Genomic DNA, 16,544 nt, shown 5'->3' with positions numbered 1-16,544 from the left:
GCTCAGGCTCCGGCGGCGGCGCGGCGCGCGGCGAGATTCTCGGCGACCTCCGCCTCCCACGCGGTGACCGCCCTGGTGGTGTCGACTTCGAACTCGAAGCGGTCAATCATCTTCGGGTCGATGTCGGCCACGTCGGTATAGAACTGCTCGTACCAGCGGCGCAGCTGGTAGACCGGTCCGTCCTCCTCACACAGCAGCGGATTGTCGATGCGGGTCTTGCGCTGCCAGATCGCGGCGTCCTGCTCGAAGCCGCGCCCCAGACCGCCCGCGAACTTCGCCGCGATCTCCTCGGCCCGCTCCGGCGGCACGCCGTGCGGCTTCTTCACGATCGCTCCGTACTGCAGGACGAATTTCGTGGGCGACACCGGATAGTGGCAGTTGATCAGGATGCCCTCGACGGTCAGGCCCGCGCTCTCGCTGCGGAGGTGATCGATCATGTAGGAGGGGCCGTAGTAGGAGGCGTCCGAGTGCAGCACGTTCTTGCCGCCCAGCGCCTTCGCGGTCTCCCCCAGCATGTCCTCACGGGAGATCGACGTCATGTACTGACTGGCGACGTGGCCTTCGAAGACGTTCTTGAAATAGGTGGGGAACCCGAAGTGCACGTAGAAGAAATGCGCCATGTCCACCACGTTGTCGACCACCTCGCGGCAGTTGGCGCCGTCGATCGCCATGGTGTTCCAGGTCCAGTCGGTCCACTCGTCGCTGAACGCGCCTTCGATGCGCGGGATGGTGACCTGCTCCGGCGGCGGATTGCCTTCCGGGTCGTTCCATACGAACAGTTGCTTGTTCTGCTCCAACGTCGGCCACGAGCGGGTCCGCGCCCGGGGCGGCACCCGGCGGCCGTACGGAATGCCGGTGCAGCGGCCGTTGCCGCCCCAGCGCCAGTCGTGGAACGGGCAGGCGATCGAGTCCCCTTCGATCCGGCCGTCGCCGAGATTTCCGCCCATGTGCCTGCAGTAGGCGTCCAGTACGAACAGCTCGCCGCCGGAGCCGGCGAAGACCACCAGCTCGGTGCCGAAGATCTCGACGGTGTGCGGTTTCCCGTCCCGGAAGTCCGCCGCGAGCCCAAGGCAGTGCCAGCCGCGCGCGTACCGGGCCGGCGGAGCGCCCGCATCGATCACTCGAATCTCGGGGTCGGTTGTCATCGGTTCCTCCACAATTCGCGCACGTATGTCGCCTCGATAGTTCGGTTCGTCGTGCCGGTGCGGAAATGCGCAGTCCCACTGGCCGGGAGACGCTCAGGCTTCATCGAGCCGCCCGAACGCGGAGCGGTAGAACAGCAGGGGCGGGGCCTCCCGAAGTTCCGACAGCGCGGTGACGCGCGCGATCACGATGGTGTGGTCACCGCCGTCGACCTCCCGCTCCAGGTCGCAGTCCAGCCACGCCATGGTTCCGGCCAGCCGGGGCGACCCGTTCGGGGAGGGCTCCCAGTCGACACCGGAGAACTTGTCCGCGCCGCTGCGCGCCAGCTGCCTGCAGATCTCCTGCTGGTCGTGGGCCAGGATGTTGACACAGAACCGGCCCACAGTCCGGATGCGCGGCCAGGAGGTGGACGTGCGCGCCGGACAGAAACAGACCGCGGGCGGCTCCAGCGACAGCGCCGAGAACGACTGGCAGCTGAAGCCGACCGGCCCGTCGCCGGATCGCGCCGTGATCACCGTGACGCCCGTGCAGAAGCGGCCGAGCACCGCTTTGAAGTCGCGCGTGTCCAGCGGTGATCCGTCCATCGCGAGCACCGGTTCCATCGGGCCTCCTATTTCGATCAGGCATATACCTGACAGCTATGACAGCAGGCACCGCCCGGCGAGCGTCAAGATCGATGTCCGGTCACCGAGACAGGGATCCGTAGAAGCTACGTAGTTCTCCCGATTCGAGCCGGTCACGAACCCGTCAGTGTGATGGGAGCCACAAACGACCGAGCACTCGATGCCTGGTCGACGTTGACCGAATCCGACCGACGGAGGTTCAGATGACCGTCACCCTGCTGCCCGACGCGCAGTCCAGCACCGGCCGCGTCCCACACCGCGGCCGCCCGAGGGCGGCCGATCCCGGCACCGCCGACGTGCCGGTGTCGATGATCGAGCGGATGACCCTCATCCTGGACGCGTTCGACGCCGCCACCCCGACCTTGACGCTGCTCGGCCTGGTGGAGCGCACCGGCCTGCCGCGCTCCACGGTCCATCGGATCCTCGACCAGATGATCCGGCTGCGCTGGCTGGCCCACACCTCCGGCGGCTACCGGCTCGGCATGCGCACCTTGGAACTGGGCGGGCTCACCGCCGATCACAACGAGATCCGCGACGCCGTCAGCCCGCTGCTGCACGAGCTGTGTCAGCGCACCGGCATGGTCGGGCATCTCGCGGTGCTCGACGGACGTGAGGTCGTCTACCTGGACAAGGCCGGTGGACGCTTGGCGGCGATGCTGCCGACCCGCCTCGGAGGCCGCATGCCCGCGCATTGCACCGCGCTCGGCAAGGCGATGCTGGCCGGTTTGGAGCCGAGCATCGCCGAGACCGCGTTCCGTACCCCGCTGCCGCGACTGACCGCGCACACCATCACCGAGCCCGGCACGCTGCATCGCACCTTGGCCAAGATCCGGCTGCGTCAGGGCGTGGCACTGGACCGTGAGGAGTCGATGGACGGAATCGCCTGCGTCGCGGCGCCCTTGCGCGGCCGCGGCACCGCACCCGCGGCCCTGTCGCTGTCCGGGCGGGCGGACGCGATGAGTTTCGACAAACTGGCGCGAGTACTGCTGGAGATCTCCCACGAAGCCGGGCGGACGCTGTTCCCGCGCCGGGCGCGCTGGCGCTAGTCCGGATCGGCGTATGTCCGGGCGGTACAGTCCGACGATGACCGATGGCGGCACACCCGCGGTGCCCGATCTGCCGACCACCGCGTGGGCCGTGCTCGGAATGCTCTCGCACGCCGACGAACTCTCCGGCTACGACCTGAAGAAGTGGGCCGACTGGAGTCTGCAGTTCTTCTACTGGAGCCCGTCGTTCAGCCAGATCTACGCCGAACTCAAACGGCTGGAGAAGCACGGCTACGCCACCTCGCGCGCGGTCGTGCAGGAGGACGGCGTGCGCGGCAAGCGGATGTACGCCATCACGCCGGAAGGCCGTGCCGCCGCCGCGAACTGGGTCAACCACGCGCCGGTCGAGGCGCCGGTGCTCAAGCACAGCGTGCTGCTGCGGGCGTGGCTCGGCAACCTCGCCGAGCCCGACCGGATGCGCGAGATCCTCACCGAGCACATCGCCTACGCGGAGAAGATGCGCAAGCGCGCCGAGGCCGACGCCCAGGGCGCCGAAGCCAATCCGGACTGGGCCTATCCGGAACTGGTGCTGCGCTGGTGTGTGCGGCACTACGAGGCCGAGCGCGACCTCGCCAGGGAACTGCTCGCGGACATCGATCGCCTCACTGAGTGAGACGCCGCCTGGTTGTTCCGGTCCCGTCATATTTCGATCAGGCATATGGAGGTGGCGGAACATGACCGGTGAACTGGACTCGGTGCCTGCCGCGGTGGCGGCGATCGCGAGCGGGGGCATGGCCCTCGTGGTAGACGACGAGGACCGCGAGAACGAAGGCGATCTGGTGCTCGCCGCGCAGAAGGCGACCGCGGCGAACATCGGGTTCCTGGTGCGTCACACCAGCGGTGTCCTGTGCGTTCCGATGGCGGGCAGCGACCTGGACCGGCTCGACCTGCCACCGATGACGGCGGTGAATCAGGACCCGAAGGGCACCGCGTACACGGTCTCCGTGGACGCCGCGGCGGGCATCGGCACCGGTATCTCGGCCGCCGACCGGGCGCACACCATGCGCATGCTCGCCGATCCCGCCACCACGGCCGGAGATCTCACCCGCCCCGGGCACGTGTTCCCGCTGCGGGCGCATCCGGCGGGCGTTCTGGGCCGGCCGGGCCATACCGAAGCCGCGGTCGACCTGGCGCGACTGGCGGGTCTGCGCCCGGCCGGTGTGATCGCCGAGGTGGTACGCGAGGACGGGTCGATGGCCCGGCTGCCCGAGCTGCTGACCATGGCCCGGGTACACGGCATCCCGATCATCTCCATCGCCGGCCTGATCGGCTATCGGCACCGGCTCGAATCAGGTGTCGAGCGGATCGTCGAGACCCGCCTGCCCACCCGGTTCGGCGAGTTCCGGGTGCTCGGCTACCGAGACGAGACCAACGACGCCGAGCATCTCGCGCTGGTGTTCGGTGCGCCCGGCGACCGGGACGTGCTCACCCGCGTCCATTCGGAATGCCTGACCGGCGACGCGTTCGGCTCACTGCGCTGCGACTGCGGCGAGCAGCTCGACGCCGCCATGCAGGCGGTGGCCGCCGAGGGCCGCGGGGTCGTGGTGTACCTGCGCGGGCAGGAGGGACGCGGCGTCGGCCTGCTGAACAAGCTGCGTGCCTACCAGCTGCAAGACGGGGGCGCCGACACGGTCGACGCCAACCTGCGACTCGGGCTGCCGGTCGACGCTCGCCGCTACGACGCCGCCGCGCGAATCCTGGCCGATCTGGGCGTGCGGTCGGTCCGGTTGCTCAGCAACAACCCGGCCAAGCAAGCCGGGCTGACCGATCACGGCATCGCCGTCGAGCGGCGAATACCGTTGCAGACCAGGCCGACCGAGCACAACGTGCGCTATCTGCGGGCCAAGCGGGATCGCATGCGCCATCAGTTGAGCGAGATCGACGCCGCGGTCGCCGCCCGATGACGACCGGCGGCTCGGTGTCGAATTTGTCCAGAACGCTCCTGCGCGCCACGCGCGGTACCTAGGGTTGACACCCATGGCGCGGCGTCCGATCGGCAATCTCCCTGCCGAGGTCACCAGCTTCGTCGGGCGCCGGGGCGAACTCGCCGCCGCGAAGCGGCTGCTGCCGACGACACGGGTGCTGACCTTGCTCGGGCCCGGCGGGGTCGGCAAGACGCGACTGTCCCGGCAGGTCGGCGTCGCGGTCGCGCGCGCGTTCCCGGACGGTGTGTGGCTGGTGGAGCTGGCCGACGTGCACGATCCCGATCTGGTGACGGTGACCGTCGCGGAGGTGCTGGCGCTGCGCGACGACACGGCGGCGCCGCTGCCGCGCCTGACCGAGTTCCTCGCGGACAAACGGTTGCTGTTGATCCTGGACAACTGCGAGCACCTGATCCATGCCTGCGCGGAGCTGGTCGGCGAGGTCGTTGCCGCCACCGCCGATGTGCGGGTGCTGGCGACCAGCCGGGAGGTGCTGGGGGTGCAGGGCGAACAGGTCATGCCCGTCGCACCCCTGCCGCTACCGGACGACGAGACCGCGGACAGCGACGCGATGCGACTGCTCGCCGAGCGGGCCGCGGCCGCCAACCCCAGCTTCGCGGCCACGACCGCGAACCGCGGTGCGCTGGCGGCGATCTGCCGTCGGCTCGACGGCATCCCGCTGGCATTGGAACTGGCCGCGTTGCGGTTTCGCATGTTCACCCCCGAACAGATCCTGGCCAGGCTCGACGACACCATGGGCCTGCTCAGCGCCGGACCGCGCCTCGCACCGGAACGACAGCAGACCATCGAAGGGGCGATCCGCTGGAGTTACGACCTGTGCACCCCCGCCGAACAGCGGTTGTGGGAACAGCTGTCGGTGTTCGCCGGCGGTTTCGACATCGACGCGGCGGAGGCGGTATGCGCCGAGGCCGGTCCGCGGACGCTGTTCGACGCGCTCACCGGCCTGGTCGACAAATCGGTGCTGAGCCTGCGCTACGACGGCGAGCGCGGCCGGTACGCGATGCTCGAGCCGATCCGGCAGTTCGCCCACGACCGGCTGGTCGAACGAGGCGGCGAACCCGCGGCCCGAGCGCGTCACCTCGACCACTACCGCGGGCTCGCGCTGCGCGGCCGGACCGCGTACTGGAGCTCCGACGACGTGGACTGGTTCCGCGAACTCGGCCGCGAGCACGCGAACCTGCGCGCGGCGCTGCAATGCGGCCTGGTGAGCACACCGGAGTGGGCGCTGGAGATGGCCGCGGCACTGCGGCCGTTCTGGGAGCACAACCGCTTCCTCACCGAGGGCTATCGCTGGCTGACCGACGCGCTGGCCAGATCCGCCGAACCGTCACAGCCGCGTGCCCGCGCGCTGTCCGCGGCCGCCTCGCTGGCGGCCCTGCTGTCCGATCGCGGGTCCGCCCGCCAGCTGGTGGACGAATGCGTCACGCTGGCAAGGAAACTGAACGCGCCGGACATTCTCGCCGAGGCGATGCTGGACGCGGCGCTGCTGGCCTTCAACGACGGCGACACCGCGCGCGCACTCGAATCCGCCGAGACGGCGAGCCACCTGGCCGCGGAGTGCGGCCACCACGCGATGGAGATGGACAGCCTCGCCTTCGCCTTCGTGTGCGCGCTGGTGCTCGGCGACGCGCGCGCGACCGCCTTCGCCGAGCGGCTGCTGGCGGTGGCCGCCGAACGGGGCCCGCACCTGCTGGGCGGGCTGGCGCAGTGGTCGATGGGCCTGGACCACTGGCGGCGCGGCGACCAGGATGCCGCGACCGAGTACCTCGCCCGGTCCATCGAGCTGTTCGGTCTGTTCGACCGCTGCGTCTGGCTGGCCTCGGCCTTCGAAGGGCTGGCGTGGACGGCGGTAGCGCGCGCCGACTTCGAGCGGGCCGCGCGCCTGCTCGGCGCCGCGGAGATCCTCGCGCGCAGCACGGTACGCCTCGCGCACGCCATCACCGGCGTCCTGGGTGACAAGATGCGAAACCAGGTGCGGGAAGCGCTGGGCGCGAAAACGTTCCAAGAGATATTCGACAGCGGCGCGGCGCTGCCGCTGGACGAGGCGATCGACTACGCGCTGGGCCGCGCCCGCGCCGCGGCGCGCCCGGCGCGGCCCGCTCCGGTCGTGTCCGAGGCCGCGGCCGATGTCCTCACGCGGCGGGAGAAGGACGTCGCCCGGCTGGTGGCGGCCGGCCACAGCAACAAGCGCATCGCCGCCGACCTGGTGATCTCGGTGCGCACGGCGGAGACCCACGTCGAGCACATCCTCACCAAGCTCGGCTTCACCTCCCGGACCCAGATCGCGGGCTGGGTCCGGGATCACGACGTGTGACGGGCGCGGCCCGCGCGGTCAGAGCCCGGCGGTGAGGAAATCGACGACCGCCCGTTCGAATGCCTGCTTGCGTTCGATCTGCACCCAGTGGCCGCAGCGGGCGAAGACGCGCAGATCGGCGCTCGGGATCTGCCGCGCGGGCAACAGCGCCGCCTCGACCGGTGTCACCCGATCGTCGCGGCCCCACAGGATGAGCGTCTCCGCACGCAGTCCGCGTAACCGTGCCCACAGCGGAACAGGTTCGGCGAGAGCCGGATCGGCGAAGGTCGCGTAGGCGTCGCGCAGCGCGGCGACGGCGGCCGGATCCGACGCGGCGACCAGCCGGGCGTCGATCAGCTCGTCGGTCAGGGTCGCGGGATTCGACACCATCGTGCGCAGCCACGGCAACAGGCGCTCCCGGGTGGGTTCGGCGTTGAACTCCAGCAACCGCGTGATGCCTTCGGACGGTTCCGGCCCGAGCACGTTCACCCCCACGCCGCCGGGCGCCATCAGCACCAGCCGATCGACCCGTGCGGGATGTTCCAGCGCCAGCAATGCGGCGACCGCGCCACCCATGGAATTGCCCAGTAGGTGCGCGCGTTCCAGGCCGAGGTCGTCGAGCAACCTCAGCACCGCTTCGGCGGAGATACGCAAATAGTTGCGTTCGTAGGCCTCCGGCCGGTCACTGGCGCCGAAGCCCGGTTGATCGATGATCAGGCAGCGGAAACGCTCGGCCAGCACCGGCAGGTTCGCGCCGAAGTTGGCCCAGCCCGAGACGCCCGGTCCGGAGCCGTGCAGCAGCACCAGCGGGGCCCCCGACCCCGCTTCGTGGTACCGCAGGGTCAGCCCGCCCGCCGTGCTCCGGCGCGTGGTGCTCTCGGCGGTGAGCGTCATCAGATCATCCGATCCGTGACCGGCAGTCCGAACGCGTCGCGGCCGTAGAGCACGAGCGCGCGCTCGACGTCGTTGATGACGTGCACGCTCCCGGCGTGCGCGTCGCGCCAGTGCCGTTCGATCGGATTCGGTCTGCGGATCGAGTGGCCGCCGGAGTTGTCGAACAGCAGGTCGATGGCCTCGATGGCGCGTTCGGTGCCGCGCACCTGGTCGCGGCGGCTGCGTACCCGCAGCTCGAAGGGAATCTCCTCCCCCGCTTCGGCGTAACGCAGTTGTTCGCCGATGTTGCGTTCCATCTGGAGCACGGCCGCGTCGATCTCGGAGGCGGCGCGAGCCACCCGGACGTGCGCGAACGGGTCCTCGGCGGCCTTCTGGCCGCCGTAGGAGATCCGCACCCGCTCGCGCATGCGCTCGAGATGCGCTTCGTAGGCGCCTTGCGCGGCGCCGATGATGGGAGCGGTGATGGTGTTGGAGAACACCGCGCCGAACGAGATGCGATACAGCGGTGCGGTATTGACCTCCTGGCCCGGCCCACGCAGCTCGGCCTGCTCACTGGCGCGGTAGGTCCGGTGGACAGGGACGAACGCGTTCTCGATGACGATGTCGTTACTGCCGGTCCCGGACAGTCCGGACACGTGCCAGACGTCCTCGATGCGGTAGTCGGTGCGCGGCACCAGCACGGTCAGGTACTCCGCTCCCCCGTCGCCGTCCGGCACCACCGCACCGAGGAAGGCCCACCGGGCGTGATCGCATCCGGAGGAGAAGCTCCAGCGACCGCTGATCTCGAAGCCGCCCTCGACCGGCGTCAGCTTGCCGGTCGGCGCGTACGACGACGAGACCAGGGTGTCCGGATCGGCGCTCCACACCTCTTCCTGCGCCCGCGGCGGGAACAGCGCCAGCTGCCACGGGTGGGCGCCCAGCACCGACGCCACCCATGCCGTGGACGGGCACGCGGTGGCGATGGCGCGGATCACCTCGTAGAACGCGACGGGCGAGGATTCGTCGCCGCCGAAGCGCGACGGTTGCAGCATGCGGAACACCCCCGCGTCGGTCAGCTCCCGGATGCTCTGCTCGGGCACTCTGCGTTGCAGCTCGGCGTCGGCGGCTCGCTCACGGATAGCGGGCAGCAGATCCCGTACCCGATCGAGCACCTTGTTGGTCATATCCGGTAGTCCTCCTCGTAGTCCCGTCTGGTCGACGCTAGGCCGGTGCGGCGGCGTCGGATCCGATCCATCCCGATCACCGGAACCGCTCGACCGAATCAGCCGGCGCGGGCCGCGGCGACGCCCGCTCGGCGGCCGAAGTAGGCGCCGTCACCGAGCGAGGTGCCGCTGACATACCCCTCGCCGTGCACGTTGCTCGCCGCCCGGCCCGCCGCGAAAAGTCCGGGAATCGGGGCGCCGTCGATGTCGAGCACGACGCCGTCGAGCGAGGTGTGCAGACCACCGAGGGTGAAGACGGAGGCGCCGGTGCCGCGGCGATCACCGGTCTCCGCCGGGGGCCGCACCCCCGCCCGCACATCGATCGCGGCGAACGGTGGCGTGAGCGGGCGCACCCAGCGTGCCGCTTTCCCGAATTCGGGATCCACACCCTCCCTGGCGAAGTCGTTGTAGCGGCGGACGGTGTCGGCCAGCGCGGCCGCCGGTACGCCCATCAGGTCGGCCAGTTCCTCGGCGGTCTCCGCCACATGGGTGGGCCGGGCACCCCAGCGCTGTCGTTCCGGCACCTCGTCGAAGGCCCGTTCGTCGAGCACCACCCAGGCGCGCATGTCGTGCCGGAACAGGGCCGCCTGGCCGATCCGGCCGGGATAGGTGTCCTCGTTGACGAACCGCTGCCCGTGCCCGTTCACCACCATGCCGCGCGCGGCCAGGCCGGGGATGAGCGAGATACCGACCTGGCCGGTGGCCATGTGCCGCACGCCCGCGCCGAGCGCCTGCGCCATCCGGATGCCGCTGCCGTCGTCGGTGCCCGCGCTGACCTTGGTGTGGCCCAGCAGCTTCGGCGCGTGCGCGGCCAGCATCGCGTCGTTGTCGACGAATCCGCCGGTGGTCAGCACCACGCCGCGGCGGGCCCGGATGGTCAGTTCGATGCCGTATCGCCGGGCCACCAGACCGGCGACCGTACCGTCGGACGCGACGATCAGGCAGGTCGCCTTGGTGTCGAAAAGCGCCGTGGCACCGGCGGATTCGGCGGCCCCGGCGAGACAGTCCATCAGGAGTTTGCCGCCGAAGCCTGCGGCGGCCGGGCGATGGCCGCGCGGGGCGGGCGCAGCGAGCCCGGAGAACGGCAGACTGTTCTCCCCCAGCCACATGAGCCCGTCGTCCGTGGGCGGCACCCAGGCCGGTTCGCCCCACAGGGTGGGCTTGAACGGTACGCCGCGCTCGGCGAGCCAGTGGAAATGCGCGACGCTGTCCGCGCTGTAGCGGGCGATCTTGTCCGCATCCGCGCCGGGACCGAGCGCCGCGCACAGGAACGCGGCCATGGCCGCGGGGTCGTCGTCGAATCCGCAGGCCCGCTGGATCGGCGTCCCGCCGCCGAGGTAGATCTCGCCGCCCGACAGCGCCGACGCGCCGCCGGGACCACCCATCCGGTCCAGCACCAGCACCTGCGCGCCCGCCCTCGCCGCCTCGAACGACGCGGCGGCCCCCGCGCATCCGTATCCGACCACCAGCACGTCGGTCTCGATGTCGTACGCGCGCACATCGGCGGCGTCCCGGGGCGCGACCGAACTCCGACCACTCATGCGACGACCTTCCCGCACCGCTCGCGGGAACCGGTCGCCCATCTTGGTGAGCGACCCTCCGGTCCCGGTGATCGGGACTGCGGGCCGTCACGGAGATGACCGCTCGCGATGGTGTGTGAACGGCGTCACGTCTGCGTGGGCGCCAGCGGAGGAGGAAGAGTTCATGCGGATCCTGGTCACCGGAGTGTCCGATCCGAGCGGTCGCGCCGTGGCGCGCATGATGCTGGCCGCCGGTTACGAAGTGGTCGGGCTGGACCGGGCGCGGCACCGGTACGTCGACCCTCGGGTCGAGGTGATCACCGGTGACCCGGCGGACCCGGCGCTCTGCGCGCAGGCCGTCGCCGGTTGCGCGACGGTCGTGCACCTGGGCGGCTCGCTCGCCGCGATCGCGGCCGCCGCCCGAGACGCCGGAGCGCGCCTCGTGGTGCCGGTGGTCGCCGGTTCGGACGCGGTCACCGTGGATGCCGTACTTACCAGTGGGGCGAAGGCACTGATCGTGCGCACCGCGCCGGTCGCAGGCCGGCGTATCGAGCGCGGGAGCCGGCGAATCCTGCTGCCGCTGCTCAGCTCCCGGCGGCCGGGCGGGTTCCAATTACTGCACACCGACGACTTCGAACGCTTCCTGGTGATGGCCGCGGGATCACCGCGCACCGGCAGCGTCGAACTGGCCGCGCCCGGTGTGGTGTCGGGCGAGGACGCACGCCGCATCCGCCAGGCGCTGGGAAACCGGGCGTCGCGGTGGGTCTCCCGTACCCGGCCGTCCGCCGCGCAGGTGGACCCGACCGCCGCGGCGCGGGAATGGGACTTTCGCTGCGGTTGGACCGCCTCCGAGGTGGCCGCCGACATCGTGCGCGGCCTCGACGGCCGCCGCTGGGACGGCGACGAGCTGGTCACCCGGCCCGGCGCGATCCCGCTGCCCGGCTACCTGATACCTACCCGGGCCGCCACGTCGGACGGCCACGCCCTGGTGTCGGTGGCTCCGGAGGGTCTGGAGGGCGAGTTCGACGATCGCGTCGACCCGGCCTACCCGGTGCACACGGCGACGAATACCTCCGAGGCGCTGCCCGGACCGCTCACACCGCTGACGGTGGATTTGCAGGCAGGCGCGATCCGGCTGGCCAACGCCGCGATGGGCCGGATGATCGCACTGGACGGTATCGCGCTGGAGCACTGGACCAGCCGGGTCACCACGGTGCTCGGTCACCACATCTACATCAACGCCTCCATCGGCGTGCTCGCCGCGGAGAACATGCCCGGCTGGGACGAGCAGAGCATCCGCCGCGACGTCTACGGCAACATTCCCGCCGAGATCTCGCTGACTCCGCACGGCAAGCCGCCCACCCCGACCGGCTTCGCCAGCACCCGCGCCACCTGGCGCGCGGCAGGCCGGGTGCTGCGCACCGCGTTGCGCTACCGCGAGACCACCGACGGGATCAACGCCGCGGCGCATCAGGAATCGCTCGGGGCCACCGCGATACGCGAACTCACCGACGAGCAGTTGCACGCCCGCGCGCTGCTGTGGCGGGACCGGCTGAATCAGTCCTGGGCGGCGGCGTCCATCGGCGTGATGATGACGGGCGCGGCCACGGCCATCCACGCCCGCGGCAAGAACGCGGCGGTCGTGCCCATCGATCCGGAACGGCTGGAGTCGGCCAGGACCATGCTCGCCGTGGAACGGCTGGCCGCACTGTGCCGCGCCGACACCGCGCTGCACCACGCGGCGCACGCGGGTGACGTCCCGGTGGCGCGAGCGGTCTCCCCGGCCTTCTCCACCGCGCTGGACGAGGAACTGCACCGGATCGGGCACCGCGGGCCCGGCGAGTGCGAGCTGCGGAACCCGACCTTCGGTGACCGGCCCGAACTGTTGGTGGTCGCCGCCGCGCGGGCCGCGGAGATGCCCGCGCCCGAGCGGGAACCGGTCGACGCCGCTGCGAGCCGCACCGCCCGCATGGCGGCCGGAGCGACGATGGCGCGCGAACGCGTCCGCGACGCCGTGGTCCGGTACACCCACTGCCTGCGCCTGGCCGTGCGGGAGCGGGCGGACCGGCTGATCCGGGCCGGGCTGCTGGAGCAGGCCGAGGACGCCTGCTTCCTCACGCTCGACGAGATTCTCTGGGCGCCCGCCGACCTGGCCGAACGCGTAGCACGACGACGGGCGGAGCTGGTCCGGTTGCAGGGTGTGCGGATGCCGGACGTGATCGCCGGTGATTGGGAGCCGCTGCCGGACGCGGGCGCTTTGGCGCCCGGAGAAAGCCTGGCCGGTACCGGCGTGTGCCCCGGCATCGTGGAGGGCACGGTGAAACGGGTGCTCTCGCTCGACGACGACATCGAGCCGGGCGACATCCTCGTCGCGTCGGTCACCGACACCGGGCATACCGCGATGTTCGCCTACGCCGCCGCGGTGGTCACCGACATCGGCGGCTCGGCTTCGCACGCTGCCATCGTGGCCCGGGAATTCGGCATCCCGTGCATTGTCGACACCAAGACCGCCAGCACCAGCCTCACCGATGGGCAGCGGGTGCGGGTGGACGGGTCGGCGGGCACGGTCACCCTGCTCGACGCCTGAATTGTGGCCGGGGTCGCGCACTCCGGCTGTCTGTCGGCTCGGCGTCGCCGGGCCGCGACCTTATGGAAGGAATGATCCAGTGACGATTTCGCGTGCAATTCGCGGTGCGATGACCGGTGTCGCCGCCGCATTGATCGCGGTGGTCCCGTCCACCACTGTCGCATTGGCAGGCCCTGGGCTCGTGCACACCGCGCACGACCGTTCGATGCACCTGTCGACAGCGCCCAATGCTCGGGATATCGGTGACTATCCCACCCAGGGCAACGGCAAACTGCGAACGGGCGTCGTCTTCCGCACCGACGCCTTGGACAAGCTCACCGCCGCCGACCAGCAGCAGCTGGTGGCCTCCGGCATCACCAAGGTGATCGATTTCCGCAGCCCGGCCGAGTCGGGGGCGAACCCCGACAAGCTTCCCGCGTCGATTCCCGCGGTCGCGCGTCCGATCTACGATCCGGCCGACGACTTCTACGTGATGGTGGGCAAGGCGGTGCAGGGCGGCCCGGCGGTGCAGCAGCAGATGCTCGGTGACGGCAAGGCCGCGGGCATCATGCGCGACTACTACCGCTGGCTGGTCACCGACGCCACGGCTCGCGCACAGTTCGGGGCCACCATCCGGGATATCGCGACCGCGAGCGGACCGGTGCTGTTCCATTGCACCGCGGGCAAAGACCGCACCGGCTGGATGACCGCGATCCTGATGACAGCCCTCGGCGTCCCGAAGGGCCAGGTGTACAAGGACTATCTGGAATCGAACGACAATCTGGCCGCGGGCAACAAGGCGCTGATGGACGGACTGGTGGCGAAGGGGTTGGTCACCGATCCCGCCCTGTTCGAACCGATCCTGGGGGTGAGCCGCGACTTCCTCGACGCCGCCTTCGACCAGGCCGACGCGTCGTTCGGATCGTTCGACCGGTTCGTCTCCGAGGGTCTCGGCATCGACGGCGCGACGCTCGAAGCGCTGAAATCCGAACTGCTGCCCTGACAGTCGCGAACGAGGGCGGGCCGGTGGATGGTGGTCCACCGGCCCGCTCGCTGGTCGCCGGGTCTGCGAAGCCGGCGGTGTTCGGTTCTGTCTCCCGATGACCTGCCATGACCAGGCCAGAGCGACTCCGGCGCACATCTGACGGAAAACCAGGAACGTCAGCAGTCGGTCGGGGCGGGCTCTCCGCGAACCCGGGCGTCGAGCCACAGCAGCGCCACGGGTGCACCCAGTACCGCAGGGGCCACGTGCTCGAGCGCGGGCTGTAGTCCGATCGCGGGCACCACCACCGTTTGCACCCGCACCCCAGCCGCGCACCAGCGGCGGACCGTGTTCTCGATGGCGCCGACCGGGATCTGCTGGTCGTCCTGCGAATGCCATTCGAAGATCGGTGTTTCCGGAACCTCGGCGGCGAGTTCCAGGCTGTTCTCCTCCACCACCGACCGCGCATCGCGGCTGTCGAAGATCGACGTGCTGGTGACGTAGTCCCGAGCGCTGCCGCCGACGCCCGCGGTGAGGATCTCGTTGCTGCAACTGTCGGCCATGGCCGCAGCTACCTCGCGGCCGCGCGGGTTGAGATACGAGCTGATCGGCAGCCGGTCCGGATACTCCCGCTCCAGCCCGATCGCCGCCGCCATGGCCAATCCGAACGAGGGGTGCGGGCCCAAGCCCAGCGCCTCGGCCATCGTCACCATGTTCATCGGGGCACCACCGATCGCCGCGCCCGCGAGCTCCAGCTCGGGGGCGTAGGTCGGCTGCAACGCGGCCGCCCAAGCGGTGGCCAGGCCGCCACCGGAGTAACCGGCCAGTACTGTGGCGCTGTCTTGCACGGCGAGTGCGGGCAGCCGCCGCACCGCCCGGATGCCGTCCAACACGATCTGCCCGCCCAAGCGCGCGGCCCCGAGGGCGAATTGCGGTCCGAGGTGATCCGGCAGCGCGACACTCCAGCCCTGCGCCAGCACCACGTTCAAGCTCGGCACGGTCGCCGTCAGGTTGAGATCGTCGCCGTACAGCTTGTGCGATATCGCGCAATCGGTGCCGAGCGCATTGATGAAATGCTGGTACGACAGCAGCGGCCCGCCGGGCCGCCGACCGGCGGGGGTGAGGACCGTGGTCGTCGCGGCGATCGGCGCCGCACGCGAGTTCGTGGACCGGAATTTGACCAGCGTGACGGTGGAGCCGGGGAAGATCGCCAGCGGCGGGAGTGCCCGCACACCGAGCACGTCCCCTGGTTGGTATGCGGCCAGATCCGCGGGGGCGGCATAGAACGGGTCCGGATCCGGCCGCGGATACAGGGGTTCGGCGGTTGCCGTGGCCGCCAGGAGCAGACCGAGCGCCACACCGCCGATCGCACTGCGAGCCAGTCCGGTGCGCCTGCCGCCCGGGAGAAGAGTAAACCGCCGGATCACGATCTGGACCTCCAGTAGTTCGCGGCGTTTGTCGACCAGTCAGCATGCATTCAAATCCGAGCTGATGGGCAAACCTTCAGCGACACGCCGGACGGAGCTGCCGGACCGCTCGAGCACGCGGCAGCCCCGACCGAAACGCCCCTCGGAACCGGAGCCCGCACGGTGCCACCCCTCCTGTGCCAGCCGCGTCACCCGAGCGCCGGCGCGATCACGCCTCCGGTGCGATCAGCACTGCACGCAAGCGTGCCAGCTCGTCCGCGCTCAGACCGCTGGCCAGCAACCATTCGGCGGCGCCGCCGTGTTCGGCGGACAGGTTGGTCAGGAAGCGCCGCATCACGTCGGCTTCCACACCGAGGATGCCGGTGCTCACCGGGGGCAGGCCCGCATAGGACGGGAGCGCGTCGAGCCGGTCGCGGACCCGCTGCATGCGTTCACCGGTGAGCGCGTAGTCGCCCGCGATCGCCTCGGGCCGTACGCCGACCGCGTCGAGCAACACCGCGGCGAGCACACCGGTGCGGTCCTTGCCCGCGGCGCAGTGGAACAGCACCGAGTGGCGGCCCGCGTCGATGACCAGCCGGACCGCCGCCAGAATGGATGAGACGCTGCCGGTCAGCAGCTTGTCGTAGAGGTCGACCAGATCGACGCGGCTGGCGTCCGGGACCAGATCCCGTGCCGCTAGCGAGGATCGCGGCGACTTCCGCACCGGCAGGCAGACCCGCCGCACGTCGGCGGTGGCCAGCAGTCCGTAGCCCTCACGCTCCACTTCGTCCGGCAACCGCAGGTCGATCAGCGTGCGCAGGGCGATGGGTCCGAGCAGTTTCGCCAGATCGGCTTCGGTGAGATGCTGCGGAGTGCTGGAACGGTAGACGACTCCGAAGCGGGTGGTCCCCCCGCCCTGCACGGGC

13 protein-coding genes are annotated in these 16,544 nt (G+C 70.5%); 6 read left to right on the top strand and 7 right to left on the bottom strand.

Annotated elements, in window-relative coordinates; translation table 11 throughout:
- Positions 1-2 precede the first annotated feature (2 nt).
- A complete protein-coding gene (locus tag HOV91_RS25355) occupies positions 3-1,145 on the bottom strand; it encodes a 3-ketosteroid-9-alpha-monooxygenase, oxygenase component (RefSeq protein WP_174187909.1) in 1,143 nt (380 codons plus the stop codon).
- A gap of 93 nt (positions 1,146-1,238) precedes the next feature.
- A complete protein-coding gene (locus HOV91_RS25350; protein ID WP_246350786.1) occupies positions 1,239-1,745 on the bottom strand; it encodes a flavin reductase family protein in 507 nt (168 codons plus the stop codon).
- Positions 1,746-1,969: 224 nt separating this feature from the next.
- Here HOV91_RS25350 and HOV91_RS25345 point away from each other — a divergent pair, with 224 nt between their 5' ends.
- The 4 genes from HOV91_RS25345 to HOV91_RS40545 all read left to right on the top strand — a co-directional run bounded on the left by HOV91_RS25345 (position 1,970) and on the right by HOV91_RS40545 (position 7,069).
- Positions 1,970-2,812 (top strand): IclR family transcriptional regulator, encoded by an 843-nt coding sequence (locus HOV91_RS25345; RefSeq protein ID WP_174187908.1) that lies wholly within the window; start codon positions 1,970-1,972, stop codon positions 2,810-2,812.
- A gap of 37 nt (positions 2,813-2,849) precedes the next feature.
- The gene (locus HOV91_RS25340) at positions 2,850-3,425 is read left to right on the top strand and encodes a PadR family transcriptional regulator (protein WP_174187907.1); all 576 of its coding nucleotides are present in this window, start codon (positions 2,850-2,852) and stop codon (positions 3,423-3,425) included.
- A 61-nt stretch (positions 3,426-3,486) separates the two neighbouring features.
- A complete protein-coding gene (locus tag HOV91_RS25335; RefSeq protein WP_174187906.1) occupies positions 3,487-4,716 on the top strand; it encodes a bifunctional 3,4-dihydroxy-2-butanone-4-phosphate synthase/GTP cyclohydrolase II in 1,230 nt (409 codons plus the stop codon).
- A gap of 73 nt (positions 4,717-4,789) precedes the next feature.
- Positions 4,790-7,069: an ATP-binding protein gene (locus tag HOV91_RS40545; RefSeq protein WP_174187905.1), complete on the top strand. Its 2,280-nt coding sequence runs from the start codon at positions 4,790-4,792 to the stop codon at positions 7,067-7,069.
- A gap of 18 nt (positions 7,070-7,087) precedes the next feature.
- On the opposite strand, the gene HOV91_RS25325 is transcribed toward HOV91_RS40545, so the two are convergent.
- From HOV91_RS25325 to HOV91_RS25315, 3 genes are all read right to left on the bottom strand, one after another.
- The gene (locus HOV91_RS25325; protein ID WP_174187904.1) at positions 7,088-7,942 is read right to left on the bottom strand and encodes an alpha/beta fold hydrolase; all 855 of its coding nucleotides are present in this window, start codon (positions 7,940-7,942) and stop codon (positions 7,088-7,090) included.
- Positions 7,942-9,105, bottom strand: a complete 1,164-nt coding sequence (gene hsaA, locus HOV91_RS25320) for a 3-hydroxy-9,10-secoandrosta-1,3,5(10)-triene-9,17-dione monooxygenase oxygenase subunit (RefSeq protein WP_174187903.1) — start codon at positions 9,103-9,105, stop codon at positions 7,942-7,944. Before hsaA ends, HOV91_RS25325 begins: the two co-directional genes overlap by 1 nt.
- A gap of 98 nt (positions 9,106-9,203) precedes the next feature.
- Entirely contained in the window at positions 9,204-10,685 is a 1,482-nt protein-coding gene (locus HOV91_RS25315) for an FAD-dependent oxidoreductase (RefSeq protein WP_174187902.1), read from the bottom strand.
- Positions 10,686-10,848: 163 nt separating this feature from the next.
- Between HOV91_RS25315 and HOV91_RS25310 the strand changes: the two genes are divergently transcribed.
- Positions 10,849-13,251, top strand: a complete 2,403-nt coding sequence (locus HOV91_RS25310) for a PEP-utilizing enzyme (RefSeq protein WP_174187901.1) — start codon at positions 10,849-10,851, stop codon at positions 13,249-13,251.
- A gap of 79 nt (positions 13,252-13,330) precedes the next feature.
- On the top strand, positions 13,331-14,233 hold the full coding sequence (locus HOV91_RS25305) for a tyrosine-protein phosphatase (protein ID WP_312884768.1): 903 nt from the start codon (positions 13,331-13,333) through the stop codon (positions 14,231-14,233).
- A 158-nt stretch (positions 14,234-14,391) separates the two neighbouring features.
- Here HOV91_RS25305 and HOV91_RS25300 read toward each other — a convergent pair whose 3' ends face one another.
- Both HOV91_RS25300 and HOV91_RS25295 read right to left on the bottom strand, forming a co-directional pair.
- Positions 14,392-15,639: a lipase family protein gene (locus HOV91_RS25300; protein WP_312884767.1), complete on the bottom strand. Its 1,248-nt coding sequence runs from the start codon at positions 15,637-15,639 to the stop codon at positions 14,392-14,394.
- Between the two features lie 208 nt (positions 15,640-15,847).
- A partial coding sequence (locus tag HOV91_RS25295; protein ID WP_174187900.1) for a tyrosine-protein phosphatase occupies positions 15,848-16,544 on the bottom strand: 697 nt, incomplete at its 5' end.

The sequence above is a fragment of the Nocardia barduliensis genome, from assembly GCF_013315795.1.
Classification (GTDB): Bacteria; Actinomycetota; Actinomycetes; order Mycobacteriales; family Mycobacteriaceae; genus Nocardia; species Nocardia barduliensis.
This window is presented reverse-complemented; position numbering and strand designations above follow the sequence as displayed.

Excerpts from the sequence above, each read along its gene's own strand:
- HOV91_RS25355 (WP_174187909.1), bottom strand. The coding sequence starts at position 1,145 with ATGACAACCGACCCCGAGATTCGAGTGATCGATGCGGGCGCTCCGCCG.
- HOV91_RS25350 (WP_246350786.1), bottom strand. The coding sequence starts at position 1,745 with ATGGAACCGGTGCTCGCGATGGACGGATCACCGCTGGACACGCGCGAC.
- HOV91_RS25345 (WP_174187908.1), top strand. The coding sequence starts at position 1,970 with ATGACCGTCACCCTGCTGCCCGACGCGCAGTCCAGCACCGGCCGCGTC.
- HOV91_RS25340 (WP_174187907.1), top strand. The coding sequence starts at position 2,850 with ATGACCGATGGCGGCACACCCGCGGTGCCCGATCTGCCGACCACCGCG.
- HOV91_RS25335 (WP_174187906.1), top strand. The coding sequence starts at position 3,487 with ATGACCGGTGAACTGGACTCGGTGCCTGCCGCGGTGGCGGCGATCGCG.
- HOV91_RS40545 (WP_174187905.1), top strand. The coding sequence starts at position 4,790 with ATGGCGCGGCGTCCGATCGGCAATCTCCCTGCCGAGGTCACCAGCTTC.
- HOV91_RS25325 (WP_174187904.1), bottom strand. The coding sequence starts at position 7,942 with ATGACGCTCACCGCCGAGAGCACCACGCGCCGGAGCACGGCGGGCGGG.
- hsaA (WP_174187903.1), bottom strand. The coding sequence starts at position 9,105 with ATGACCAACAAGGTGCTCGATCGGGTACGGGATCTGCTGCCCGCTATC.
- HOV91_RS25315 (WP_174187902.1), bottom strand. The coding sequence starts at position 10,685 with ATGAGTGGTCGGAGTTCGGTCGCGCCCCGGGACGCCGCCGATGTGCGC.
- HOV91_RS25310 (WP_174187901.1), top strand. The coding sequence starts at position 10,849 with ATGCGGATCCTGGTCACCGGAGTGTCCGATCCGAGCGGTCGCGCCGTG.